Source organism: Variovorax sp. WS11, assembly GCF_010499245.1.
Classification (GTDB): Bacteria; Pseudomonadota; Gammaproteobacteria; order Burkholderiales; family Burkholderiaceae_C; genus Variovorax.
In genome coordinates this window covers 291,918-316,525 of sequence record NZ_JAAGOW010000004.1, presented here as the reverse complement: position 1 = coordinate 316,525, position 24,608 = coordinate 291,918, and the positions used below count along the sequence as shown (strand labels likewise).

At 65.4% G+C, this 24,608-nt stretch carries 21 protein-coding genes and 2 pseudogenes; 13 read left to right on the top strand and 10 right to left on the bottom strand.

All coding sequences use genetic code 11. The annotated features are described in order from the left end of the window. Positions 1-328 precede the first annotated feature (328 nt). Positions 329-1,837 (top strand): group II intron reverse transcriptase/maturase, encoded by a 1,509-nt coding sequence (gene ltrA, locus GXN78_RS30810; protein ID WP_164255954.1) that lies wholly within the window; start codon positions 329-331, stop codon positions 1,835-1,837. A gap of 73 nt (positions 1,838-1,910) precedes the next feature. Here the strand turns inward: ltrA and GXN78_RS30805 are convergent, their stop codons facing one another. The 4 genes from GXN78_RS30805 to GXN78_RS30790 are packed head-to-tail and all read right to left on the bottom strand — an operon-like array spanning position 1,911 to position 6,603. Continuing rightward, positions 1,911-2,735 carry an alpha/beta hydrolase gene (locus tag GXN78_RS30805; protein WP_164255951.1) on the bottom strand — a complete coding sequence of 275 codons (825 nt, stop codon included), beginning with the start codon at positions 2,733-2,735 and terminating at the stop codon, positions 1,911-1,913. Further along, positions 2,732-5,149, bottom strand: coding sequence for a xanthine dehydrogenase family protein molybdopterin-binding subunit (locus GXN78_RS30800; protein WP_106561149.1), 2,418 nt, complete (start codon positions 5,147-5,149; stop codon positions 2,732-2,734). Before GXN78_RS30800 ends, GXN78_RS30805 begins: the two co-directional genes overlap by 4 nt. Beyond that, positions 5,142-5,666 (bottom strand): (2Fe-2S)-binding protein, encoded by a 525-nt coding sequence (locus GXN78_RS30795; RefSeq protein ID WP_106561148.1) that lies wholly within the window; start codon positions 5,664-5,666, stop codon positions 5,142-5,144. Before GXN78_RS30795 ends, GXN78_RS30800 begins: the two co-directional genes overlap by 8 nt. Before the next feature lie 19 nt (positions 5,667-5,685). Next, on the bottom strand, positions 5,686-6,603 hold the full coding sequence (locus GXN78_RS30790) for an FAD binding domain-containing protein (RefSeq protein WP_106561147.1): 918 nt from the start codon (positions 6,601-6,603) through the stop codon (positions 5,686-5,688). 198 nt (positions 6,604-6,801) lie between these two features. On the opposite strand from GXN78_RS30790, the gene gcvA reads away from it, so the two are divergent. Further along, positions 6,802-7,761: a transcriptional regulator GcvA gene (gcvA, locus tag GXN78_RS30785; RefSeq protein WP_164255948.1), complete on the top strand. Its 960-nt coding sequence runs from the start codon at positions 6,802-6,804 to the stop codon at positions 7,759-7,761. 265 nt (positions 7,762-8,026) lie between these two features. On the opposite strand, the pseudogene GXN78_RS30780 reads toward gcvA, so the two are convergent. Both GXN78_RS30780 and GXN78_RS30775 read right to left on the bottom strand, forming a co-directional pair. Then, positions 8,027-9,476 (bottom strand): annotated as a pseudogene (locus tag GXN78_RS30780) (IS1182 family transposase). Positions 9,477-9,707: 231 nt separating this feature from the next. Further along, positions 9,708-10,685 carry a LysR family transcriptional regulator gene (locus GXN78_RS30775; RefSeq protein WP_239143031.1) on the bottom strand — a complete coding sequence of 326 codons (978 nt, stop codon included), beginning with the start codon at positions 10,683-10,685 and terminating at the stop codon, positions 9,708-9,710. Positions 10,686-10,703: 18 nt separating this feature from the next. On the opposite strand from GXN78_RS30775, the gene GXN78_RS30770 reads away from it, so the two are divergent. Genes GXN78_RS30770 through GXN78_RS30760 form a run of 3 tightly spaced genes read left to right on the top strand, consistent with a single transcriptional unit; the run spans position 10,704 to position 13,914 of the window. Continuing rightward, entirely contained in the window at positions 10,704-11,720 is a 1,017-nt protein-coding gene (locus GXN78_RS30770; RefSeq protein WP_164255945.1) for a tripartite tricarboxylate transporter substrate binding protein, read from the top strand. A gap of 20 nt (positions 11,721-11,740) precedes the next feature. After that, the gene (locus GXN78_RS30765; RefSeq protein WP_106561143.1) at positions 11,741-12,949 is read left to right on the top strand and encodes an aromatic ring-hydroxylating dioxygenase subunit alpha; all 1,209 of its coding nucleotides are present in this window, start codon (positions 11,741-11,743) and stop codon (positions 12,947-12,949) included. Continuing rightward, positions 12,946-13,914: a PDR/VanB family oxidoreductase gene (locus GXN78_RS30760; RefSeq protein WP_106561142.1), complete on the top strand. Its 969-nt coding sequence runs from the start codon at positions 12,946-12,948 to the stop codon at positions 13,912-13,914. The genes GXN78_RS30765 and GXN78_RS30760 overlap by 4 nt, the downstream gene beginning before the upstream one ends. Before the next feature lie 288 nt (positions 13,915-14,202). Here the strand turns inward: GXN78_RS30760 and GXN78_RS30755 are convergent, their stop codons facing one another. Beyond that, positions 14,203-14,403, bottom strand: coding sequence for a hypothetical protein (locus tag GXN78_RS30755; RefSeq protein ID WP_106561141.1), 201 nt, complete (start codon positions 14,401-14,403; stop codon positions 14,203-14,205). Positions 14,404-14,782: 379 nt separating this feature from the next. Here GXN78_RS30755 and GXN78_RS30750 point away from each other — a divergent pair, with 379 nt between their 5' ends. From GXN78_RS30750 to GXN78_RS30740, 3 genes are all read left to right on the top strand, one after another. After that, positions 14,783-15,607, top strand: a complete 825-nt coding sequence (locus GXN78_RS30750) for an alpha/beta hydrolase (protein WP_164255942.1) — start codon at positions 14,783-14,785, stop codon at positions 15,605-15,607. A 17-nt stretch (positions 15,608-15,624) separates the two neighbouring features. Continuing rightward, the gene (locus GXN78_RS30745) at positions 15,625-16,941 is read left to right on the top strand and encodes a tetratricopeptide repeat protein (RefSeq protein ID WP_106561139.1); all 1,317 of its coding nucleotides are present in this window, start codon (positions 15,625-15,627) and stop codon (positions 16,939-16,941) included. Between the two features lie 165 nt (positions 16,942-17,106). After that, a complete protein-coding gene (locus GXN78_RS30740; protein WP_106561138.1) occupies positions 17,107-17,481 on the top strand; it encodes a helicase SNF2 in 375 nt (124 codons plus the stop codon). A gap of 115 nt (positions 17,482-17,596) precedes the next feature. Here GXN78_RS30740 and GXN78_RS30735 read toward each other — a convergent pair whose 3' ends face one another. Then, complete coding sequence (locus tag GXN78_RS30735; protein WP_146163222.1) at positions 17,597-17,962, bottom strand: SMI1/KNR4 family protein; 366 nt, start codon at positions 17,960-17,962, stop codon at positions 17,597-17,599. 533 nt (positions 17,963-18,495) lie between these two features. Here GXN78_RS30735 and GXN78_RS30730 point away from each other — a divergent pair. The 3 genes from GXN78_RS30730 to GXN78_RS30720 all read left to right on the top strand — a co-directional run bounded on the left by GXN78_RS30730 (position 18,496) and on the right by GXN78_RS30720 (position 21,394). Further along, positions 18,496-18,777: a DUF5372 family protein gene (locus tag GXN78_RS30730; RefSeq protein WP_106561481.1), complete on the top strand. Its 282-nt coding sequence runs from the start codon at positions 18,496-18,498 to the stop codon at positions 18,775-18,777. A 48-nt stretch (positions 18,778-18,825) separates the two neighbouring features. Beyond that, on the top strand, positions 18,826-19,158 hold the full coding sequence (locus tag GXN78_RS30725; protein ID WP_106561479.1) for a DUF6788 family protein: 333 nt from the start codon (positions 18,826-18,828) through the stop codon (positions 19,156-19,158). A 139-nt stretch (positions 19,159-19,297) separates the two neighbouring features. Continuing rightward, positions 19,298-21,394, top strand: coding sequence for a recombinase family protein (locus tag GXN78_RS30720; RefSeq protein WP_106561480.1), 2,097 nt, complete (start codon positions 19,298-19,300; stop codon positions 21,392-21,394). An 8-nt stretch (positions 21,395-21,402) separates the two neighbouring features. Here GXN78_RS30720 and GXN78_RS30715 read toward each other — a convergent pair whose 3' ends face one another. Further along, positions 21,403-22,461, bottom strand: a complete 1,059-nt coding sequence (locus GXN78_RS30715) for an IS110 family transposase (RefSeq protein ID WP_239143030.1) — start codon at positions 22,459-22,461, stop codon at positions 21,403-21,405. Positions 22,462-22,564: 103 nt separating this feature from the next. Between GXN78_RS30715 and GXN78_RS30710 the strand changes: the two genes are divergently transcribed. Then, positions 22,565-23,911 (top strand): hypothetical protein, encoded by a 1,347-nt coding sequence (locus GXN78_RS30710; RefSeq protein ID WP_164255939.1) that lies wholly within the window; start codon positions 22,565-22,567, stop codon positions 23,909-23,911. Between the two features lie 51 nt (positions 23,912-23,962). Here GXN78_RS30710 and GXN78_RS30705 read toward each other — a convergent pair. Continuing rightward, positions 23,963-24,214: pseudogene (locus GXN78_RS30705) on the bottom strand (integrase core domain-containing protein); the annotation flags it as partial. Between the two features lie 95 nt (positions 24,215-24,309). Here GXN78_RS30705 and GXN78_RS30700 point away from each other — a divergent pair. After that, positions 24,310-24,540, top strand: a complete 231-nt coding sequence (locus GXN78_RS30700) for a DUF5372 family protein (protein WP_239142876.1) — start codon at positions 24,310-24,312, stop codon at positions 24,538-24,540. Positions 24,541-24,608: the final 68 nt, after the last annotated feature.

Sequence of the window (24,608 nt, the reverse complement as noted above, 5' to 3'; positions counted from 1 at the left end):
GCTACGGCGGCCCCGAGTCATGCGTACACATTCGTGAGGGTGTGGGCGAAGCGTTGACAGGGGTACGCGCGGGCCGGGTATCGAGCCGCGTAATACATGCCCCGCGGCGAGAGCTGCGGGTGGTCCGGGGTGCCGAGGTTGTCGGAGAAAGCCGAAGGCCACACCGATGCTGCCGCTTTGGCGAGGCGGCATCGGACCCCGCGCGGTCAGAGACCCCGCGCACGCGCGGAAACACCTCGCACGGGAACCGGGAGATCCCGCGTCCTTCTGCGCAGCGCTGGGAAGCGCCTGGCGCAGAGCGCATCGTGAAGCCCAAGGGCGTACGACGATGAGCCACGGGCGCGGGAAGTCGGACTGCTGCGTAGTACCGAAGAAGCTGCCGAACAAGGCCGCGGGGGAAGCCCCTGCGGCGGCGGAGGCGGTGGAGGGAAGGCGGCAGGCCAAGGGCAATGCCATCGCGGCGCGCATGTCCCGCAGATCGGTGCGGGTCTATGACATGGGAACCGCGCTCGATGGCATACGACAGACGGCAAAGGGCCGTCGTGGTGCGAGGTTCACTGGACTGCTGCATCACATCTACGCGGTCGAGCGCCTGCGGGCGGCCTACCTTGCGCTCAAGCGCGATGCGGCCGCCGGGGTGGACGGCCAGACCTGGCAGACGTACGGGCAGGACCTGGAGGGCAACCTCCTGGAACTGTCCGAGCGGCTGGCCCGAGGGGGCTACCGGCCCCAGCCTGTCAAGAGGGTGTACATCGACAAGGCCGACGGCAGCAAGCGCCCGCTGGGCGTGCCGGCGCTGGAGGACAAGCTCGTGCAGCGCGCCACGGTCGAAGTGTTGAACGCCATCTACGAGCAGGACTTCCTCGGGTTCAGCTACGGCTTCAGGCCCGGCAAGAGCGCGCACAACGCGCTGGATGCCGTGGCGGTAGGTGTGAGCAGCAGACGAGTGAACTGGATACTCGATGCGGACATAGCCAAGTTCTTCGACACGATCGAAAGGGACTGGCTGGTGAAGTTCATCGAACACCGCGTGGCTGACGCGCGCGTGGTGCGGCTGATCAAGAAATGGCTGCACGCGGGCGTGCTGGAAGACGGCAGGCTGACGCAAAGTGAGTTGGGTACGGTTCAGGGTGGGAGCATCAGCCCGCTGCTGGCCAACATCTACCTGCACTATGCGTTCGACCTGTGGGTCAAGCAGTGGAGGGGGCGCCATGCCCGAGGCGACGTGATCGTCGTGCGCTACGCCGACGATTGGGTTGCCGGGTTCCAGTTCCGCGACGATGCCGAGCGCTTCCAGCGCGCGGTGGCCGAGCGGCTGGGCCAGTTCGGGCTGAAGCTGCACCCCGAGAAGACGCGGCTGATCGAGTTCGGGCGCTTCGCCCGCGAGAACCGACGCCGCAAGGGACAAGGCAAGCCGCAGACCTTCGACTTCCTGGGGTTCACGCATTGCTGCGGGACGACGAGGAAGGGCAAGTTCATGGTCCTGCGACTCACCAGTGCCAAACGCCTGCGAGCCAAACTGCAGGTGGTCAAGCTCGAACTCAGAAGGCGCATGCACCAACCCATCCCGGAGCAGGGCCAGTACCTGCGGGCGGTGGTGACTGGGCATGCGCGCTACTTCGGCGTGCCGTGCAACGGCGCGCGGCTGAGGGCATTCCGCTTCCAGGTCGTCGGGTTGTGGCACCGCACGTTGTGCCGCCGCAGCCAGAGCCACGACCTGCCTTGGCGACGCATGTATCGCTTGATGGCGCACTGGCTGCCTGTTCCGACCATCTGCCACCCTTACCCGAACCAGCGTCTGATCGTCACGACCCAAGGCAGGAGCCGTATGCGGTAGCTCCGCACGTACGGATCTGCGGAGGGGGTGCTGGGTGACTGGCATTCCTACTCCTACTGGTGGTTGGAATGGGTTAGTTGCGGACACGCTCGAAGTGCCGCAGAAGAGCGGCGTCGAACGCCGCGGGCTGGTCCACGTTGGGCAGGTGCCCCGCGTCGGGAATCGTCTCGAGCACCGATCCGGCAATTCGCTGCTGCAGCTCGCGCATGGCATCGGGCAGCGCGCCGTCGTTCGAGCCGACGATCAGGGTGGTGGGCGTCACAATGCCGGCCACACCCGCCAAGTAGTCCAGGCCCTGAATGGCTCGAGCGCAGCCGACGAACCCCTTGACGGTGGTGCCTGCGGCGATGACCTCGAGGCGCTTGGCGATCCCGGTGTTCGCCTTCACGAACGCCTTGCCGAACCAGCGCTCGATCGTCGGTGCAGCCAGGGGCGCGCAGGTCCCGTGCTGCTCGACAAGTGCAACGCGCTCGTCCCAGGGCGCGGCGACCGCAGGCGGCGCATCCGCCCTGCCATCGCACAGGACGAGGCTCAGGAGTCGCGCGCCGTGCCGGATGCCCAGCCCGAAGCCGCTCATCGCGCCCAGCGAGAGTCCGACATAGTGCGCGCTGGCGATGTTCAATGCATCGAGCACCGCGACCGTATCGGCAGCGAGACCGTCAATGGTCACGGCTTCGGCCGTCGGCGCGGGTGAGTCGCCGTGGCCCGTGGTGTCCACGCGCACTACGTACCAACCTTCACCGGCGAGCAGCGCAGCCTGCCTGTCCCACATGGCCGCGGACGAAAGAATGGAGTGCGTCATGACGACCGCGGGGCTCTTCGGGTCACCTTGCAGCCGCACGGCCACTTCGCCATGATGGGCGAGCACGAGGCGCCGCTGGATGTCTGCGTCGTTCATTCGGACCCCTTCACACCGGCAGCGCGCAGCGCACGCCATACGGCTTGCGGCGTCATCGGAAGTTCATTGATTTTTGCGCCCACTGGAGCGAGCGCGTCGTTGATCGCACTGGCGATCGCCGCGGGGCCACCGAGGTAGCCCGCTTCCCCCGAGCCCTTCTGGCCGAAGGCCGTCAACGGCGATGGCGTGCAGTGGTCGACGATGGTGATCGACGGCACCTCCTCAGCACTGGGCAGGAGGTAGTCCATGAAGGTGCCCGACAGCAGTTGCCCTTCTTCAGAGAAAGCGAACTTCTCCAGCAGAGCGGCTCCCAGGCCATGAGCAACGCCCCCATAGGTCATGCCATGGACCACGTCAGGACTGATCATCACGCCGCAGTCGTGTCCGACGGCGTAGCGATGCAAGTGCGTCTTGCCGGTCTGGGGATCGATGCTTGCGAGGACGACGTGCGACTCGAAGGAGTGGCAGGGATACATCTGGACCCGGCCGTCCGCTGTCGGCATCTTCCCGCCCGTGGGCACCTCCCAGCAGAACTTCTCCTGGAGTCCAGGCTCCATGTCTGGTGGCATGCAGTGGTACTTGCGGTGGGCGATGTCGACCAGTGCGCTCCAGCTCATGCGGCGCGCGGGATCGGCCTGGACGAACACGTCGCCGTCCTCGTAATTCAGCGCTTCCTTGGGCGCCTCCAGGTTGTGCGCCGCGATGGTGAGCAGCTTGTCCTTGAGGATCTTCGCGGCGCCGGCGGCCGCGCCGCCCAACATGATGGCCATTCGGCTGCCCACCGGGCTGTTCGACGGAAGCGCATTGAGCGAATCCGCGTGCAGGACACGGATGCTGTCGGGTTCGCGCTGCAGCACTTCACCCACCACCGTCGACACCAGCGTCTCATGCGCCTGGCCCGACGTGGACGTGCCCATCAGTGCCGTCACCGCACCGTTGAGATCGATGCGAATGAGGCAAGAGTCCATCCAGGTCGTCGTCTCGTTCTTCGGATTGAACAGCGGCTCGAAGGCCGAGTTGCCGCCCGAGGGCTCAAGGCAGGTGGAGATGCCGATCCCGGCCAGCAGGCCCTTGGCCCGCAGCGCGTCGCGCTGCACGACCAGTTCGTCGTACCCCGCTGCCGCGAGTGCCTTGTCCATCACTGCCTCGTAGTCGCCCGAGTCGTAGTACGTGCCGCTCGGGATCAGGTAGGGGAAGGAGTCCTTGTGGATCAGGTTCTTGCGGCGCAGCGCCACGCGGTCCATGCCGAGGTAGCGCGCGATCCTGTCGATGCCCGTCTCCATGGCGTAGTTGGTCGGCGCCTGACCGAACCCGCGCACCGCTTCCTGGGGCGTCTTGTTCGTCATCACCGAGTAGGCGTCGTACTCGACGCTGGCGATCTTGTAGGGCCCTACGATGGCGCCCACCGGCTTTCCGAGCTGGAGGGGGGAACGTCCCGAGTACGCGCCGATGTCATCGACAGCACGCATGCGCATCGACCGTATCGTTCCATCGCCGTCGAAGGCGAAGGTGACGTCGAATATGCGGTCCGGCCCCTGCATGTCGCCGCCGCGCATGTTCTCCAAACGGTCTTCCAGGAATCGCACCGGACGGCCCAGCTTGCGCGCCAGGAAGCCCACGAGGATCGTGTGCTTCAGACCCCGCTTGACACCGTAGCTTCCGCCCACGTCGACGTCGTAGTGCACGCGCACGCCATTGCCCGGCAGGCGCAGGCATTTGGCCAGCAGGTCGGGATACTTGGGCATCTGGATCGAGGCCCAGACATCCAGGATCTGCGTCGCGTCGTTCCAGCTGCAGGTCGCAACGAAGGTTTCGATCGGCACAGTGGAACTGCGAGCCCAACGCGCCCGATAGCTCAACTGGTGCTCGGCGTCGGCGAAGTGCTCATCGACGTTGCCCCAGGTGAACTTGCGCTGCCAGATGATGTTGCCGCCATGCGCAGGATGCACCTTGGGTGCGTCTGCCGCCATGGCAGCTTCGGGATCGACCACGTGCGGCGTCTGCTCGTACTCGACGTTCACCATCTCTGCGGCATCCTCGGCCAGCGCACGAGACTCTGCGACCACCGCAACCACCCATTCGCCGGCATAGCGAACAACGCCGCGCGCCAACGGGTAGCGCGCGACCATGGGCGCATCGACGCCCGGAAGCATCGGATCGATGGCGTCATTGAGTTCCTCGCCGGTCAGCACCGCATGCACGCCCGGCATGGCCAACGCGGCAGAGGCGTCTATCGAAAGGATCCGCGCGCTTGCATACGGACTGGCCACGATGGCCACATGAAGCAGGCCCGGCGGGACGACATCGGCCGCATAGTGGCCGTTGCCCGTCACGAAGCGCCGGTGCTCGACGGCGCGGCGATGCCGGCCGATGTACTTGAAGGCCTGGTAGGCGGGGTGCTTCGGGTCAGCCATTGGAAGCCTCCGTGCCCGTGGCTCGCGCGTCCTTGACCTGGTAGCCGGGCGACGTGGCCAGCTTGACCGCGTCGACGATCTGTTGATAGCCGGTGCAACGGCAGATGTTTCCGCCGATGGCGTCGCGAATCTGAGCTTCGTCGGGCTGCGGCGTGCGCTCTACCAACGCATGGCACGCGACGAGCATGCCCGAGGTGCAGTAGCCGCACTGCATCGCGTGCGTTTCGCAGAAGGCGTCCTGGATCTTCGAGAGGCATCCACGCTGGGGCGCCAAGCCTTCGACGGTGGTCACCGCCATCCCGTCAGCCTGGACGGCGAACATGCAGCAGGAACGAACGGGCTCGCCGTCGAGCAGTACGGAGCACGCACCACAGATGCCGTGCTCGCAGCCGACGTGGGTTCCGGTAAGGCCCAGATGGTCACGCAGGAAGTCCACCAGCGTGGTGCGCGGCTCGACGGCGCGCGGCTGGATCACTCCGTTGACCTTGATCTCGACCGTGATGAGGGAGGATGACATGGCAATTGCCTTTCTTGTCTCAGTGTTGAAACTGCGCGGCCTTGAGCAGGACGCGCGTGAGCATCACGACCCCCAGATGCCGCCTGTAGTCAGCGTTGGCATGAAGGTCCGATCCCGGCTCGGTCTGTTGCAATGCGGCCTGGGCCATCTCCTTGGCCATGCCCGAGTCGATGCGATAGCCCACCAGTTGCCGTGCCAGCTCGGGAAACGCGCGCGGCGTGCCGTCCACGCCACCGACACCGAATGCCGCGCGCCTGCAGACACCGTCCACGTCCAGTTCGAACTGGCACGCGGCGGAGGCCATGGCGAAGTCGCCATGACGCATCGCGGTTTCGTCGAAGGCGGTGGATACCTGGCCTTGCCACACGGGCCACTCGATCTCGACCAGGCATTCGGTCTCGCCGGTCGCAGTGAACATGGGGCCGAGGAAGAACTCCTGCGCGGAGACCTGCCGCTCGCCATCGGCTTGGCTCTGCAAGCGCAACGTCGCGTCGAGGACCGTTGCAGCGAGCGGCAGTTCGGCCGAAGGATCGGCGTGGACCAGGCTGCCGCCTATCGTCCCGCGATTGCGCGTCTGGATGTGGCCGACCCAGCGAAGCGCGTCCCGAACCAAGGGCAGCGCCGCATGAAGTTCGGTCCCATGCTCGACCGTCCGCTGACGGGTGGTCGCGCCCATGCGCACCCTGTCTGACTCGATGCCAACTTGCCGCAGTTCGGGCAGGCGATAGATGTCGAGAAGGACCGTCGGCCGGGCAAGGCGCATCGCCATCATCGGCACCAGGCTCTGGCCACCGGCGATGGCCTTGGCGTCCATGCCGTTCTGGTTCAGACAGTCCAGCGCGTGTTCGAGGGATTCCGCGCGGACGTAGTCGAAGGGTGCTGATTTCATGGGTTTGACGCGGGGTGTGTTCTGTCGATCGGCGGGGAAGGCAGCCATGGGAGTCCATTTCGGCGACAGGAAATCTCACGTTCCTGCACGTCGGTCGGGGCTGCTGCCTTCTCCTTGTGTCTTGCTTCGTTAAGGGAATTCTGTTTTTTGCCCTGCAAACGAGCAATCGATCAAATCTGAGGCGGCGTGAGAAAATCTCATGGTCTGCAACGTCTGCATGCCGCCGCGACATTGATGGAGACCAGGATGAGAAAGCTCCCGCCACTGAATGCCTTGAAGGCCTTCGAGGCCGCCGCCCGCCACGTCAGCTTCACCAAGGCCGCGGCGGAACTGCACGTCACGCACGGCGCCGTCAGCCGGCAGGTCTTGCTGCTGGAGGATTGGCTGGGCGTGACGCTCTTTCAGCGCGGCGCTTCGCAGGTCGGTCTCACTTCCAGCGGTCGCGCCTATGCACAGGAAGTCACCTCCCTCCTCGATCGCCTGACCGTGGTGACTGCGCAGGTGATGGAGAAGGCGGCCCCGGCGGCCATCAGCGTGAGTGCCCCGCCGACCTTCACGATGCGGTGGTTGATTCCCCGGCTATCGACCTACCAGCGGAAGCGGCCCGGCATCGAGGTACGGCTGACAACTTCGATTGCACCGGTGCATTTCCAGGAGAACAACTACGACATCGCGATACGCGGCGCGCTGGAGCCCATGACGGGTTGCGACTCCGTGCCCTTCATGACCGAGACGATCGTTCCGATCTGTCACGCCGACTTCGTGGAATCGGGTGGCCTGCGAAGTCCGGAGGACCTGGCGCGCCATACGCTGATCCGCTATTCGACCGAGCCCTATGCATGGTCGACATGGTTCGACGCCGCGGGGATTCCCGAGATCGCCGGAGCCGGCACGCTTCACTTCGAGCAGATGTTCTTCGCATTGCAGGCCGCTGCAGAAGGACTCGGCGTGGTGCTCGTGCCGCTCTTCCTGGTAGCAGACGACATCGTGGCTGGAAAGCTCTGCGCGCCGTTCGGTTTGCACGGCGCGATGCTTCGACACTACTACGCCAACACCTCGCCCGCCTCGACCCACAACGCTGTCATCGCGGACTTCCGTGCCTGGCTCATCGAGGAAGGTCGTGGTACTGAACAAGCGATCAACATCTGGGCACAGGAGACGCTGAAGCAGGTCACGCCATCTGCGAGAAGGCGAAGACGGAAGTAGCTGGCATTGCGCGCCAGCTTGTCGACTGCGGCAGCAGCGGCACCAATACTGAATGTCCGCTATCGGAGGCGCATTCGTCGTGATGCTGAACGCCCGCTTCTGGCCGAGGTCGTGTGGAAACGGCCTTTGACTTGCGAGTGTGCCGAACGCGCGGCCTTGTGGTCGTCATCGGCGCCACCGAGTCATGCAGTAGTCTCGTTGCACAAACGCGCGGGTGGTCCGGTCGAGAGTCGCGGCGCGAGCTGCAAAGTGCCGTTAAAGAGGCTCACGCCCCCGCCAGTCGCATCGCCTTCATCGTTCTGGCAATACCCAGGATCGAGATCACCCGCTTCAGGTTGTAAGCCAGCACGTGCAGGCTCATCTCGGTGTTCACGTGCTCCAACTTCTTCGTCAAGAAGTGCGTCCAACCCATCCAGTGCTTGAGTGTCCCAAACACGTGCTCCACGGTGCACCTTCGCAGCGTCATCGCGACAGGCTTGCGGTCCAGGCGTTGCTGGACGCGCTCAAGCACCTCTTCGTGCTCCCATCGGCGCATGCGGCGATAGGCGCTGGTTGTGCACTGCTTTTTCATCGGGCATGTGGGGCAGGCGCTGGTCCAGTAGACGCGAAGCTTGTTGCCGTTCTTCTCGAGCGTGGTGAACCTGTAGATGGCTCGCTCGCCGGCAGGACACTGATACTCGTCAGCCTTGGCGATGTAGATGAAGTCGCTCTTGTCGAAGCGTCCCTCGGCCTTGGCGTTGGAGGTCATCGGCTTGGGTACGTAGGTCGTGATGCCCGCGTCCTCGCAGGCCATGAGCTCCGTGCCGTTGAAGTAGCCGCGATCGGCGAGGGCCTGCAGCTTGGTCTTGCCCCTCGCCTCGCACGCGGCCGTTGCCATGTTGCTCAGCTGCGCACGGTCATTGCCCTCGTTGGTGACCTCGTGCGCCACGATCAGGTGGTGTCTGGCGTCGACCGCCGCTTGGACGTTGTAGCCCACCAGGCCCGACCCCTTGGCTTGCGAGTTCATCGATCGCGCATCGGGATCGGTGAGCGAGCGTTGCCCGTCGGGTTCCTTCTTCAGCTCTTCCCTCGTGCGATCGAGCTGCTTCGTCTGCTCGCGCAGCATCTTGATCTTGTCCTGCAGCCGCTCGGTCTTGGCCTCGACCTCTGTTCGGCTGCGTCCGGTCGGCCGTCTCCAGGGCGTCGAGGTAGCGCTGGATGCTCTGCTCGATCTGCCGCTGACGAGCGTCGATCTTGCCGGCGGTGAAGTTGCGGTCGCGGTTGCTGACCGCCTTGAACTTGCTGCCGTCAATGGCCACGATGGCATGAGAGAACAGCTTGAGGTCGCGGCACGAACCAACGAAGCGGCGGCAGACCTTGCGGATACCCGCCCCATTGTCGTGGCGGAAGTCGGCGATGGTCTTGAAGTCCGGCGCGAGCCGGGCGATGAGCCACATCAGTTCGATGTTGCGCTGCGCCTCGCGCTCCAGGCGGCGGCTCGACTGAATGCGATTGAGGTAGCCGTAGATGTAGAGCTTGAGCAGCACCGCCGGGTGATACGAAGGGCGACCCGTCGCAGCTGGTTCGACGCCCTCGAAGCCCAATGCTTGAAGGTCGAGTTCCTCGACGAAGACGTCCACGACTCGCACCGGATTGTCCTCACCGATATAGTCGTCCAAGCACTCGGGAAGCAAAGTGACCTGCTGTCGGTCTTCGCCCTCGATGAATCGCTTCATGGCCACCTCGCTCTGACGGGTTGGCAGATTTTATTTTGAGTGAGACGATCAACGAAGCGTTTTCACACAGGCTCGGCCGCATCCTGCCACACTCCTCGACGGCGCCGGCGGGCCCAAAGCGGAGCTCGCGGTCTCGCGAAAGCCGTCGTTCGGCAGCGAAGTCCTAGGGCCACAGCCAGATCTTGCGGCTCTGCTAGGTAGACATGTGCCGGCAGCCCCAGGAGTGGTTTTTCACGCATGCGCGCGGCCCAGGCGCACGAGCGCATCGCGCAACCAGAGTACCGCCTGATCGGCGTTGGAGCGGGTATCCCAGCACACGTAGAGCCGGTAGCTCGGCAACTCGAAGGGCAGCGGCAGCGCGTCCAGGACGCTGGCGTACCGGCTCGCGACGCGCTGCGGGAAGACGGCAATGGCATCCGTGCTCGCCAGCAGATCGGTCATCTGGCTGAAGGTGGTGACCGCTGCCTGCACATGGCGCGATAGGCCCCGGCGCGCCAGGGCCTGGTCGATGCTGTCGTCCAGGATCGAGCGGCTCTGTCCCAGCACCACGTGCGGCATGGCGCAAAAGGCCTCGAGGCTCATGCCACCTGCAAAGCTCGTATGGTCGCGGCGAGCCACGGCCACGTAAGCATCTTCGTAAAGCAGCTCTGATTCGACCGCCACCGGCGGCGTCATGCGCGGCAGCAATCCGAGGGCGATGTCCCCCTTGCGTAACCGCTCGGGCAACTGGCTGTAATCGGCCAACTCCCAGGCCAATTGGATGCGCGAACCGCTGGCCGCAAGCTCCTGGCACAGCAGGGGCAGTAGCACGCGACAAATGTGATCGCTTCCCGCGATGCGCAGGATGCGGTCGGAGTTCGCGGCGTCGAAGGTGCGGTCCATGTTCAGCAGCTGCTGCATGTCCTGTAGCACCGCTTCAACGCGAGGGGCCAGCGCCAGGGCGCGCGGTGTGGGCACCACGCCGTGCGCGGTACGAGTGAAAAGTGGGTCGTCGAAGATGTCACGCAGGCGCTTGAGCGACGCGCTGACAGCCGGCTGGCTGAGGAAGAGGCGCGAGGCCGCACGCGACACACTGCGCTCTCGCATGAGGGCGTCAAAGCTTCGCAACATCGCGAGGTCGATGCCGCGAATATCAGGCCGATTCATATCAGTTATCCAAACGTTGGAATTGATCCTTTCGGATCGAGCTTCTATCGTATTCGGACCCACAAGATGAAGGAGACAGACATGTCCGCTCGTTATCCGCCCGGCCGCACTTGCGGCGTGCGCCGCCGCGCCTGCGTCGCCAGCCTGGTCGCGCTCGCCCTAACCGGCGTCCCGCCGCTCGCTCTCGGTCAGCCGCAGGCGCCCTTTCCGAGCAAGGTGATTCGCATCGTGCCCTTCGGAACGGCTGGTGGACCCATCGACGTCATCGCCCGCGTCTATGCCGAGAAGCTACAGCAGCGCTGGGGCCAGGCCGTGATCGTGGAAGCCAAGCCGGGCGCCAGCGGCATCCTGGCGTCGGACGCGGTGGCCAAGGCACCGCCGGACGGGCACACGGTCCTGTTCACGCTCTCGCTCACGCACATCAACAACGCGATCCTTCAGCCCAAGCTGCCCTACGACCCAGTAAAGGACTTTGAGCCGATCTCGCAGCTGGCCACGGGCGGACCGATGCTGGTGGCGCGCGCGGACGCGCCTTACTCGAACCTGAAGGAATTCGCCGCCTACGCGAAACAGCACCCGGGCCTCACCTACGGCACCTGGGGCAACGGCTCGCAGGCTCACCTCATGGGCGAGCTGCTCAAGCGCCAGAGTGGCATCGCGCTGACCCACGTGGCCTACAAGGCCGAGGCTGCGGCGCACACCGACATGATCGGCGGCGTCCTGGACTTCGCCTGGGCCAACCCCGCCACCGCGCGCACGCAGTCGCAGGCCGGACGCATGAAGGTTTTGGGAATCGCGGGCAGCCGGCGCGTGTCCACCTTGCCCAACGTGCCCACCTTCGCCGAGCAGGGCTTTGCCGGCTTCGACGTGGACAGCTGGATCGGCGTGTACGCGCCCGCGAGGACGTCTCAGCCCATCGTCGAGCAATGGACGCAGGCGCTGCGCGAGATCACCCGCATGCCGGACGTGCAGGGCAAGCTCACCGCCTTCGGCTTCGAGCCGCTGGGCAACACGCCCGCCGAATTCAAGGCCAGCTACCAGGCGGACTTTCCACGTGTCGCCGACCTGATCAAGGCCGCGGGCGTAACAGTCGAATGAACGCAATCGAAGGAGCATCGATGAATCCCAGCATCGCCGAGAAGGTGATCCCCATCGCGGTCGATACCGGCACCGCTTACGGCCGCAAACCAGGCACACACAATCCGGCGCTCACGGAGGTCGGTCCCGGCACGCCCATGGGCGAGTTGCTGCGCCGGTACTGGCATCCCGTCGGGCTCGCATCGGATGCCAGCGACACGCCGCGTAAAGTGCGCGTACTGGGCGAGGACCTGATTCTCTTTCGTGACAAGGGCGGGCGGCCTGGCCTGGTGCATCCCAACTGCACGCACCGTGGCGCATCGCTTTATTACGGCCGGGTAGAAGAGCGCGGCATCCGCTGCTGCTACCACGGCTGGCTGTTCGACGTGGAGGGCAACTGCGTGGAACAGCCCTGTGAGCCCGAGATGGGGCGCGCGCGCGGGCGCATGCGCCAGCCTTGGTATCCGGTACAGGAGCTCTACGGCCTGGTGTGGGCCTACCTGGGCCCACCCGAGAAGAAGCCGGTTCTGCCGCGCTACGATGCGCTGGAGCGGCTGGACGAAGGGGAGACGCTGGAGACTAACGACGCCAGCATCGGCGGAGGCGGGCCGCAGGTCATCCCCTGCAACTGGCTGCAGCACTACGAGAACCTGGTCGATCCCTTCCACGTAGTAGTGCTGCACTCATCCTTCAGCGGTACCCAGTTCGTCGAGGCGATGGCGCAGATGCCTGAGGTGAGCTGGGACACGGTGGAGCTGGGAGTGCGCACCACCTCTATCCGGCGCATGCCCGATGGCAAGATCTTCCGGCGCATCAGCCAAGCCGGCATCCCCACGCTGCGAGTGATCCCGAGCCCGCGTGTGGGTCGCTACGGGCCGGTGGAATCGCTGGGCTGGATCCTGCCCATCGACGACCACAACTTCCGCATCTACGTAGTCGGCCGTGTGAGCGAAAAGGGAGAGCTCGCACGCATGCGCTCACGCATGAACGGCAAGCTGTGGGAGGAACTTACCGAGGAAGAACACCAGCGCATGCCGGGCGACTACGAGGCCATGGTGAGCCAGGGCGCGATCGCACGGCATTCGGAAGAACACCTGGCCACCTCCGATCGAGGCGTCGTGATGCTGCGACGCTTTCTCAAGGAGCAGGTCGAAGCACTGCAGCGCGGCGAGGATCCGGCCGGTGTGAGCTTCGACCCCGCTGCCCCGGCAGTGATGTTCGATGCGGGCAACTACCTCGACGACCGATGAGCGGAGGGCACACGATCGCCGTGCGGGTGGCGCGTCGACGCCATGAGGCGCAGGGCATCAGCAGCTTTGAGCTTGTGGACGCGGCGGGCGGCATGCTGCCGGCATTCACTGCCGGCGCGCACATCGACGTGCACTTGCCCAACGGTATGGTGCGGCCTTATTCGCTTTGCAACAGCCCGGGCGATCGCGGCCAGTACATGATCTGCGTACTCCATGAGCCCGCATCGCGAGGCGGCTCGCGCACGATCCACGAGCAGGTGGCCGAGGGTGCCTTGCTGCGCATCGGTGCGCCGCGCAACCTTTTCCCTCTTGCGGCGGAAGCGTCACACAGCCTGTTGGTGGCTGGGGGCATCGGCATCACGCCGATCCTCAGCATGGCCGAGGAGCTCTGGGCGACTGGGTCACCTTTCGAGCTGCACTACTCGGTGCGAAGCCGCGAGCGCGCGGCCCTCCTAGCGCGCATCGATGCCTCGCCTTTTGCTGCGCGGGTGACGCTGCATTGCGACGACGGACTGCCTGTGCAACGGCTGGACATCCACCGGCTGTTGAGCGTTGCGGGCGCCGGCACTCACCTCTACTTCTGTGGCCCGCCGGGGTTCATGCAGGCGATGCGCGAGGCGACCGAAGCGCAGGGCTGGCCAGCGCAGAGAGTGCACAGCGAATCCTTTTCAGCGGTGGTCGCCGAAAGCGACTCGGACGAGGACTTCGAGGTGGTGCTGGCCCGCTCCGGCCGCACGATCAAGGTCGCACGCGGGTGCAGCGTGAGCCAGACGCTGGCGGCGGCCGGCGTGGACGTGCCGACTTCATGCGAGCAAGGCGTTTGCGGCACCTGCCTCGTGCGGGTGCTGAAGGGTGTGCCAGATCATCGCGACCTTTACCTCACGCCCGCGGAGCAGGCGCGGAACGATCAGTTCACGCCGTGCTGCTCACGCGCGCTCACGCCGACGCTGGTGCTCGATCTCTAGTGGAGGCGATCTGAGTCGCGGAAGTGGGCCGACGCAAAATGCAATCGCGCCATGTGTGCCCGTAGCCTTGGCGCCCGCTGGCGGCGAGGCCAGGTGGCAGGATCGACCAGGCGACCTGGCGCATCCTGCGAGCGGAAGGAAGCTGCCAGAGAAAGCCTGTCGACCCGGCGCACGTTCAAGGGAAGCATTCGAAAAAGGTGTGGGCGTAGTTCCGCTTTTGGCCCGAAGGCCGCCCCGTTGCTTGCGGCCTCGAGTCACGATTTGCTCGTTGTTCCAAGTTGGCTGGGCCTAAGGGCTTGCCGTCGTGGTGGTGTGGTATCCGGTGAGCCTGCCGCCCTGCGTCTCCTCAGCGCCGCGCCCCTTCCGGTTTGAGAAGAGCAAGGTTGCGGCCGCCAGCCCGAACGACGCAAGCAGTATCCACACGCCGAAGGCGTAGACCAGTCCAATCGGAACGAGAAGAACAAGGAGGAAAAAGAGCGCCCTCAGCATGGCATCAGTTTGCCTCTCTGAGGCCAGCTCGTATCGTGAAAAAGTGGACGCCCGGCGATAAATTGGTCGAGCGGGGTGGAGACGCTGGACCGTTGGCGCGAAGGTCTGTTGTTGGCCGGCCGACTCCGGTCCTCTCGTTGCGTCATTCCAGACGGGCTTTCTACGAGTCTATTCGCTGGTTCGTTCCGGCAAGCTGAAAACGAGCGCCAGGGATGTGCCTGATGGTTGCCCCCTACACGCGGATAACAAACAGAGAACAAAGTCCGGCCGCCCCGAAACATACGCGATACGCCCGCGGACGAGACTTTCGGCACTCGACATGCTGCTCGCCCGCGCGACGTGTCCCGGTCCGTCTCCACCCGCTCCCGAGGGACCCTCGATGAAACTCACCCTCCGCCAGATCCAACTCCCCGGCCGCGTGCGGCTCGAGTTCGCCGAACAGGGCGGCCGCTCCGGCACGCCGGTCATCGCGCTGCACGGCGTCACCGACTCGTGGCGCTCCTTCGAGCCGGTGCTGCCCCACCTGCCATCCGAACTGCGCGTGATGGCGCTCACCCAGCGGGGCCATGGTGACAGCGACAAGCCGGCCGGCGGGTACCGGCCCGCCGACTTCGCCGCCGACATCGCGGCCTTCATGGATGTGATGGAGATCGAGCGCGCGGTGCTCGTCGGCCACTCGATGGGAAGCGTCAACGCGATGCGCTTCGCGATCGACCACCCGTCGCGGGTCGCCGGCCTGCTGCTGGCCGGCACGATGCCGTGGTTCGGCCGGCCGCCCGAGCTGATGGCCTACCACCGCGAGCAGATCGTGCCGCTCGCCGACCCTGTGCCCGACACCGTCGCCCGCGACTTCCAGCAGAGCACGCTGGCCCGGCCGATCGCCGCTTCGATGCTCGATCGCTTCGTCGCCGAGAGCTTGAAAGTCCCGGCGCGAGTCTGGCGCGCCTCCTTCGCCGGCTTCACCGACGACGACTTCTCGCTGCGCCTGCGCGAGATCGAGGTGCCCACGCTGATCGTCTGGGGCCGGCACGATGCGTTCTGCTCGGCCACCGACCAGGAGGCGATGCTGGGCCTGATCCGGACTGCCCGGCTCGTCGAATACTCCGACGCCGGGCACGCGATGCACTGGGAGGAGCCACAACGCTTCGCTCTCGACCTGAGCCGCTTTGTCACCTCGGCCGCCGCCAGCGCGGCGCTCGCCTGACCTCGGAGGACCCGACCATGACGGTTCTGATCGACACCCTGGGACATCCGGTGAGCGGTGCCACCGCCGCCGCGATCGAACACTACGATCAGGCCGCGCACGAGCTGCGCTGCCTGATCGGCGACCCACTCACGACGATCGAGCGTGCGCTCGCCGAGGCGCCAGGTATGTCGATCGCGCACACGCTGCGGGCCTGGCTGCACCTGCTAGGCGCCGAGGCGCCGGCGCTCGCGACCGCGCGCGGGGCGGCCGAGGCCGCGGCGCGCCACGCCGGAACCGATCGCGAGCGGATGCATGCGCGCTCCGCCGCGCTCGTCGCCGCCGGCCGCTGGCGCGACGGCGCGCGCGTGCTGGAGGACCTGTCGGCGCAGCACCCGCGCGACCTGCTCGCGCTGCAGACAGGCCACCAAGTGGACTTCTTCACCGGCGATTCGCGCATGCTGCGCGATCGCATCGCGCGCGTGCGGCCGCACTGGAACGACGCGATGCCCGGCCACCATGCGGTGCTCGGCATGCACGCCTTCGGGCTCGAGGAGACCGGCGACTATGCGCAGGCCGAGCGCACCGGACGCCGCGCGATCGAATTGCAGCCGCGCGACACCTGGGCCTGGCATGCGGTGGCGCATGTGCACGAGATGCGCAATGCGCCGAAGGACGGCATCGCCTGGCTCGAGCCGAATGCGGCGCATTGGTCCCGTGACAGCTTCTTCGCGGTCCACAACTGGTGGCACCTGGCGCTGTTCAAGCTCGAGCAGGACCGGCACGACGAGGTGCTCGCGATGTACGACGCGTCGATCGGCGGGCCGGGCTCGGCGGTCGTGCTCGACATGATCGACCAGAGCGCACTGCTGTGGCGCCTCGCGCTGCGCGGCGTGGACGTCGGCGACCGCTGGCGGCCGCTAGCCGAACGCTGGGCGCCGCATGCTACCGCGGGCAACTATGCCTTCAACGACCTGCACGCGATGATGGCCTTCGCGAGCGCTGGGCGCAGCGAGCTCGCCGCGCAGCTGCGCGAGACACAGCGCGCCGCGCTCGCCGGCGACGGCGACACCCGCGCCTTCACCGCCGAGGTTGGCGAGGCAGCGACGCGCGCCGTGCAGACCTTCGTGGCGGGCGACCACGCGACGGCCGTCGCGCTGCTGCGGCCGATCCGCTCGAATGCGCATCGCTTCGGCGGCAGCCACGCCCAGCGCGACCTGCTCGACCTGACGCTGATCGAGGCGGCGCTGCGCGGCGGCGATCGGCCACTCGCGGCAGCGCTGGCGGCCGAGCGGGCCGCGATGCGACCGGCGAGCCCGCTCGCTCAGCGCTTCGTCGCCCGAGCCGCGGCGTGAAACCGGCGTGCGACCGCGCGCGTTCCGTTTGCGACAAGCGTTTGAAGGGCCGGATTGTTTCCACGACATGAACGCCGAGGTGCGAAAACGGACATCCGCGAGGCCCCTTGCCGGCGCAAACTTCCCCTCACCCCAACCCGTTCAACCAGTTGAAGGAATCCGACGATGAACACCGCTTCCAAGCTTCTCTCCGGCTTTGCGCTCGCGATCCTCGCTGCCGCAGGCGTCCAGGCAGAGACCTATCACGGCGTCGTCAAGGTCACATCGACCCAGACCCGTGCCGCGGTCCGGGCCGAAGGCGTCGCGGCAGCACGCAGCGGGGATCAATTCAGCGATGTGGCCGGGCAGGGCGTCGCCAGCATCGCCAGTTCAGTTGAGCGCGCTTCGGTTCGCTCGCAAGGAATCGCTGCCGCTCGCAGCGCGAACCCGTACGCGGAAGGCTACGGCCAAGGCGTGACGCGCGTCGAATCGCCTGTCGACCGCGCCAGCGTGCGCATCCAGGCCCGCGCAGCCGCGCGCGGCGATCGCCTCGCTATCTGAAGCGCGGCGCTCCAGAAAAAGCCGGGCTGGGCCCGGCTTTACTTCGTGTATTCAGTCCGCCGTGCGAATGCCTGCAGCGAATTCTGCCTCGGCCTCCAATATCCGGAGTTGGGCGTCAGGAGCCGGCGGCTACAAAGGCGGCGAAGTCGCCGGCGACGAAGACCTCCGGACCAAGCCCTTGTCCATCCGCCAGAAAGACGACCTGGTCACCTTCGCCGTTGCTGCCCAGCGAAATCGCGGCCGATGGAAATCCTCGCCAGGTTCGTGCGCGCTCCGTCTCGGGGACGACGCCATTGAGGGTGCGGGCGAGCCGCTTTCTGTCCGAGTCGTCCGCGATGGGATACAGCTCCCAGTCGTCGCTCTCGGTTGCGACCGTGCCGCCGTTGCTCCTCATCATGGCCAGGCGATACGTCGTCGGGAAAGTGACGCCCAACGCCTGCTCCGCACCTTGCACGTTGCGCTCATCCAAATCGAACGGCATCAAATCCCTCTATTGAGAACTTGGGTCGAAGGACGGCTTCTATGAGGACTTGTTTGTCAAGCCGTTGTGATCAACGATTCGATGGGCGGTAGTTCATGGCGGCACCTGTATGTTGCTGGGCGGATGAGACGGCGCGGCATTGGTGATACATCCTGATCCGAGGTCGGGGTATGACGAGCGTTCGAGCCAGTGCTCGAACGAACTTCTATCCGTGCAGGGCGTGAACGCCTTGCACCTCATGCTGCATGCGCGCGAAGCGCACTGGCAAACCCCGGTTACCGGCGCGCCCCTTCTTTTGGGTCGGTCACTGCGCAGTGACCCGCCGACCTTGCGGGCGCGTCGACCTTTGATCATGATGATGCGTTCCTTGGCCGCGTTAGAACAAGGCTGCTCGGCACGTCAGGCCGCGGCCGGCTTGAGCAAGGCCCCGTTCGGGATCTCGCCGTGCTCGAGGTAGCGCCACAGCGCGATCGCCAGCCTCCTCGCCAGGGCGACCACGGTTAACGTCAACTGCACTCTCGTCCAACCAGTCGTTGGGTTGGGCCGAGATTCGGCATCCGTTTCATCCACGTAGGGGGCAGCGCTTTGCTGTACTGAAGGCGCGATACGTTGCGGGTGTGGACACGCTGATCCTTCGGGATGATGGCGAGCGCCTCAGCTTCGCCATCGCTCGCGAATGGACCGACCTCGCCGCGCCCAATCCATCCCAGCGAGTTGACGGCTCGACGGCTCGGCTTGACCTGGGCTCGCTGTGCGATCTGGTCGCGCTGCTTGAGATCCTGGCAGCTCGCTCGTGCGGAGGGCTTGTCAAATGAGCGTTCATGAACTATTGTCGGACCAGTTATATCTGTGGTCCGTCAAGAATGACAGAGCCGACCTCTTCAGCCCTCAAGCGACGCCGCAGGCAACTGCTGCGCAAGATGCCGCCGCTGGACGCTGTGCTTCGGGGCTCCTTGATCGAACGCTACAAGCGCTGCGGCAATCCAAACTGCAAGTGCGCAGAGGGTCCCGGACACGGACCCAAGTACTACCTCTCGGTGAGCTACTCGGGCAGGTCGCCTCAAATGGACTACGTCCCCCAGGCCGAGCACGCGCAGGTATGCGAGCACCTGGCCAACTACGCCCAAGTGCGCGAGATCTTGGAGGAGATCTCCGAGATCAACCACGAACTGCTGCGTCGGCGAGAGCCACTCTGAGGTGCAACGGTGAGCCAGGTATCACCCCTGTCGCCCACCGTCCCCATCGATCTCTCAGTTGGCGCGACTCTGTTGGCCAACATGCTGATCGCCATGATCGAGGCCGACCCGACGCTCATGTCCAGTGTGGAGGCCTGCGATGAACACGACCATCACTCAAGCGCACCTGAGCAAACCGGCGTACATCTACGTGCGGCAGTCGACACCGGGTCAGGTGCGTCACAACCAGGAGAGCACCGAGCGCCAATATGCGCTGCAGGACAAGGCACGGGCCATGGGGTGGCCGCAGGGGTCGATCCGCGTGCTGGATCGGGACCTGGGCCGCTCGGGGGCACAGATCGCCGGTCGCGAGGACTTCAAGACGTTGGTGGCGGATGTCTCGATGAGCCAGGTCGGAGCGGTGTTTGCCCTGGAGGTGTCGCGCCTGGCGCGCTCGAGCCTCGACTGGCATCGGCTCCTGGAACTGTGTGCCCTGACGCACACCCTGGTGATCGATACCGATGGCTGCTACGACCCCGCGGACTTCAACGACGGACTGGTGCTCGGAATCAAGGGCACGATGGCCCAGGCCGAACTGCATTTCTTGCGCGGGCGCCTCCTGGGCGGCAAGCTGAACAAGGCGCAGAAGGGTGAGTTGCGCTTCCCCTTGCCGGTAGGCTTTTGCTTTGACGACCACGACCGCATCGTCATGGATCCCGACGACGAAGTGCGGGGGGCCGTGCAACTGGCGTTTCGAGTGTTCCGGGAAACGGGCAGTGCCTACGCCGTTGTCCAACGCTTTGCAAGGGACGGCCTGCGCTTCCCAAAGCGCGCCAATGGAGGTGTGTGGGCTACCAAGCTCGTTTGGGGTCGACTCAGCCAGAGTCGTATTCTGACCCTGCTGAGGAACCCGATGTATGCCGGCAGCTACGTTTTCGGCCGCCGCCAGTACGCCAGAAGCATCACCCCCGAGGGCGAGGTGCGCAAGAATGTGCGGGCGGTCCCCATGCCGGAGTGGCGTGTCCACTTGCGTGAACACCACGAGGGCTACCTCACCGTGGAGGAGTTCGATCAGAACCAGCGGCGCCTGGCGAATAACCGCAATAACGCGGAAGGGACCGTGCTCAGCGGTCCGGCACGCGAAGGCCTTGCGTTGCTCCAGGGAATGCTGTTGTGCGGCACCTGCGGGCGGGCGGTCCTAGTGCGCTATCAAGGCAACGGCGGCATCTATCCCACCTACCAATGCACTTGGAGGCGCCGCGAAGGGCTGGCCACGAAGAACTGCTTCAGTGTGCGCACCGAGCTGCTCGACGACGCCATCTGCGCAGAGGTATTCAAGGCCCTGAAGCCAGCCGAACTCGAGTTGGCCTTGGCAGCCTTGAACGACCTTGAGCAGCGCAACCAAGCCGTCATGCGTCAGTGGCACATGCGAATCGAGCGCGCCGAGTATGACTGCGCATTGGCCAAACGCCGCTATGAAGAAGTCGACCCGTCCAATCGCCTGGTCGCCGCAAGCCTTGAGCGCCGCTGGAACGAAGCCATGTTGCACATTGACGAAGTCAAGTCCGAAGCCGCAAATTTCCAGACCCAGAAGGCCCACGTCGTGACGCCCGAGCAGAAGACGAAGGTTCTGGCTCTGGCTCGTGATCTGCCGCGCGTCTGGCGCGCTGCGACGACCCAGTCGAAGGATCGCAAGCGGATGCTGCGACTGCTCATCCGCGACATCACGGTCGAGAAACTCACTGATGCGAGACAGGTCGTTCTGCACGTTCGCTGGCAAGGGGGTGCCTGCACCGACACCACGATTCCTCTCCCAAGCCCGATCGCAGACCAAATGCTTTACCCGCGCCAGATCATCGAACGCATACGAGAACTGTCCAGCCGGCTCTCCAATCAACAGATCGTCCAGGCCTTGAATGAAGAGGGCCTTCGCAGTCCGCGTGGACTGCCAATTACGCGGGCAATGATCAAATGGATCCGCATTCGCTACGCCGTGCCTTCCGTCTGTCTGATGCGTCCAGAAGAGCTCACAGCCGGGCAACTTGCTGATCGCCTATCCGTGAGTGTCTATTTTGTTCGCTACTGGATAAAGCGCGGAGTTATTGATGCACGCCATCTCGGCGCACAGGGCCCCTGGTGGATCACGATCACCGACCAACAGGAGCAGCAACTCCGTGATCGCATACGCACCTCAGGTCACTTGAAGAACCATCGCGAGACGCTACCCGACGTCTATCATCCCAACTCTCAGCTGTGAGGAGTGCTTTATGAAGCCACCATCACGATGCCCACGCGTCGCATGCGCTTGCCGTTGCCGGCGAAGCGCCGGTTGAACCACTGGGTCAAGGCGCTCTCGGGCTGCAAGCGCAGCCAGCTCCAGGCGAGTTCGACCAGCAACGCGCGCGCTCGCTTGTTGCCGGCCCTGCTGATGCCTTGCTCGATCTGGCTGCCGCCGCTGTCATAGGGCGTGGGTGCCAGTCCCAGGCAGCCGGCCAGTTCGCGCCGGTTGGCGAAGCGCCGCCAGCCGAACAACTCCTTGACCAACACCCAAGCGCCCTTGGGCCCGATGGCACGCAGCTGGGCCAGTTGCGCCACCAGGGGCTGCTTGCCATCGGCCAGTTCCTGGCGCCGCTCGGCCTCCAGCACCTTGACCTGCTGCTTGACCAGCGCCAGCCGCACGCTCTCGCGCTCGATCTCGGCGCGCAAGACAGGCGGCACCTGCGCGCCATGGCGTGCCCACCAGGCGGGCCAGTCGCGCCCGCCGACGATGATGTGCGGGCGCAGGTTGTGCAGCACCAGCAGCGAGCCGATGCGATTCATGTGCGCGGTTCGCTCCGTGGTCAGCCTGGCCAGCTCGCGGTGCGTGCGGCGCGCGTCTTCGTCCTCAGGCGTGGGCTCATGCACCACCGACCACACACGCTCGCCGCGATGATGGCGCAGCAGCATCGCCAACAGCTTGTCGCCATCGAGCCTGTCGGTCTTAGCCCGCCTGGCATGTCGGTTCACCTCGATGCTGGAGGAGTCGACCACGATGTTGTCGACACCTTGCTCGATCAGCCAGCGGTGCAGCCACCAGCCGTCGCGGCCGGCTTCGTAGCAGGAGTGCACCCTAACCTGCGGCTCGAGCTTGCAGCGCTCCAGGGCCTTGCCAATGCAGTGTGCAACTGCGGCCGTGTCGCCGGCATCCACGTTGTACCGGCTGGGGCTGCGCTGGCCATCGCTCGACGTCACCTTCCAGGACTTGTCGCCGAGCTCGAAGCTCATGTACAGGTCGCCCGCGATCGCCGTATCCTTGATTTGTGGGGCTGTCTGGGTTGTCGACATTTCCATCTCCTTTGCCAAGAGGTTGAGGAAATCCCGTTTTAGCTAAGCGGGTCTCGCTCGGGTAGTCCCACATAGCATCTTCTGGCCGAGGCTGTGTGAAAACGTGCGCCAACAAGGCAACCCTGCAACATCGAACTCTCAGATCTGGCTCAGGATCGATTTTCTGTGCATGGGTACCGGGGGGAACTGGCGTCTAGATCGAGCCGGGCGGATGGATCTGAGATTACATCGAAAGATGGCTAGCGCAGGCGGGAGCGGGCGCGATACGATGCTCCGCGGCTTCCGCAACAGCCCCCTGTGCCCCCTGGAGCGGCGCCCGGGCCGCGCCACGAGGAGGACGGAAATGGATGTGAAAGGCGAGTTCGCGCGGCTCGAGCGCGAGAATCCGGGCAAGTCGATCGCGGCCTACCTGGACCCCGCCGGCAGCAGCACCGAGGCGCCCACGCGGGCGACGCTGTACTACCACGTGTCGACGAACGACAGCGTGCCGGCTGCGGCACACGTGCTGGATTCGCTCGAGGACAGGCGGGTCGTCTACACGAACCTGGCCTCCGACCACTGGCTGACGACATACATGTCGTCGCAGCTCGCGCACATGCAGAACCCGGCCGGCCGCAACGAGCTGCGCCTGTGGCAGCGCAACTCGGTCGACTGGACGGTCGAGCGCTCGGCGCGGGCTCCCGGGATGGCGCTGCGCGTCGGCGGCCGCTTCCTCGGCGACGCCGAGGGCCCGATCGCCGGCGGCGGCCTCGGCGCAGTGGCGAAGGAGGTCGCCGCCCGGTCCGCGCTCGCCGACGCGGGAGGCGGGCGCGAGAAGGCCCTTGAGCGCGCACTGCGCTACTACGCGCTGGCGGCTTACGCCGTGATCTCGCGCGCGCGCCACCACAGCACGATGCTCGGCAACTACGTCGGCGCGATCCTCGTTAGCGACAGCGGCCGCATCCTCGCGTGGGGTTTCAACAGCACGAGCTTCCATCACGCCGAGGTCAACCTGATGCTGGCCTACTTCCTCGCCAAGCCGGGCGAGACGAAGCTGCCGGCGAATTCCGTCGTGTTCTCGAGCCTGACGCCGTGCAAGCAGTGCGCGACGCTGCTCGAGAGCGCGCGCGGCACGACGAACTCGATCTTTTACGGTCAATTCGACAGCGGCGACTTCGGCAAGGCCGGCGCGGCGACGAGCGCGAAGATCGACGACGTCACGAAGCCGGTCTCGGTCGGCGGCAAGCCGGCGCGCACGTTCGTCGCCGGCACGCTCGACACCGAGGTCGCGAAGCAGAACATCGCGCAGAACATCGGCAAGTCGGAAGCGGCGAAGACGTTGATCGACCGCACGCTCGACGAGATCGGCCGCCGCTCGTCGAAGGACAGGAAGCTCGCAGATGAAGAGCAGACGGTGAAGTCGGCGGTGCTGAAGCACATCAAGGAGACGCTCGACGCGATCGCGATCTGAGCAAGGTACCTCCCGGATAGCCCAAATCGCTACGCTTGAAGTGATGGGTGCTCACCAGGTGCTCACCCGTCGGTCGGCCGCGTGTGTAGAGCAGCAAACCCGCTGGGTGTTGAGTTGCAATAGGTTATTCCCGCCGAGCCTGGACGCTGGAGGCAGGTAGCCCAGGGCCGAGTGCGGCCTGCGGGCGTTGTACTAGCTCAAGAACGCGGGCAGCCAGGCGGTACGCTGGTGGCTGTTGGCCCACACGCGACCGTAGGCCCATTCACGCAGGCAGGGCTGGATGAAGCGTTCGGCTTTGCCATTCTCGTAGGTCCAGAACTGCACGTGATGCAGCGTCTGGAGCGTCCATAGAGGTCGAAGTCACGCACCCTTTCCATCCGTGGAAGGGTCGGCGCCTGGTGCTTGCCACTCGCAAGCAGAACTGGGGCGAGGACCGCGTCATGTTCTTCGACGCCCATGGTCAGCTGCGCTCACTGCCGGCGGCGTGGACCGACGTTGATCCGCCAGATGCTCGAACCGATGCTGCAGCCGGGCGGTCGTTCTTCCGCGCGGACGACCTGTCGACGCTCGTGGCGCTGGTTGGCGAGATCAAGAGTCGGCATCACAGCAGGCGCAAGCGTGTCAAGTAAATTGCGCCGCATGTGTAAACGTATTAACGCCGCACTTGGTGCTGCCGGTAGACGCCTCTTAAATTCAA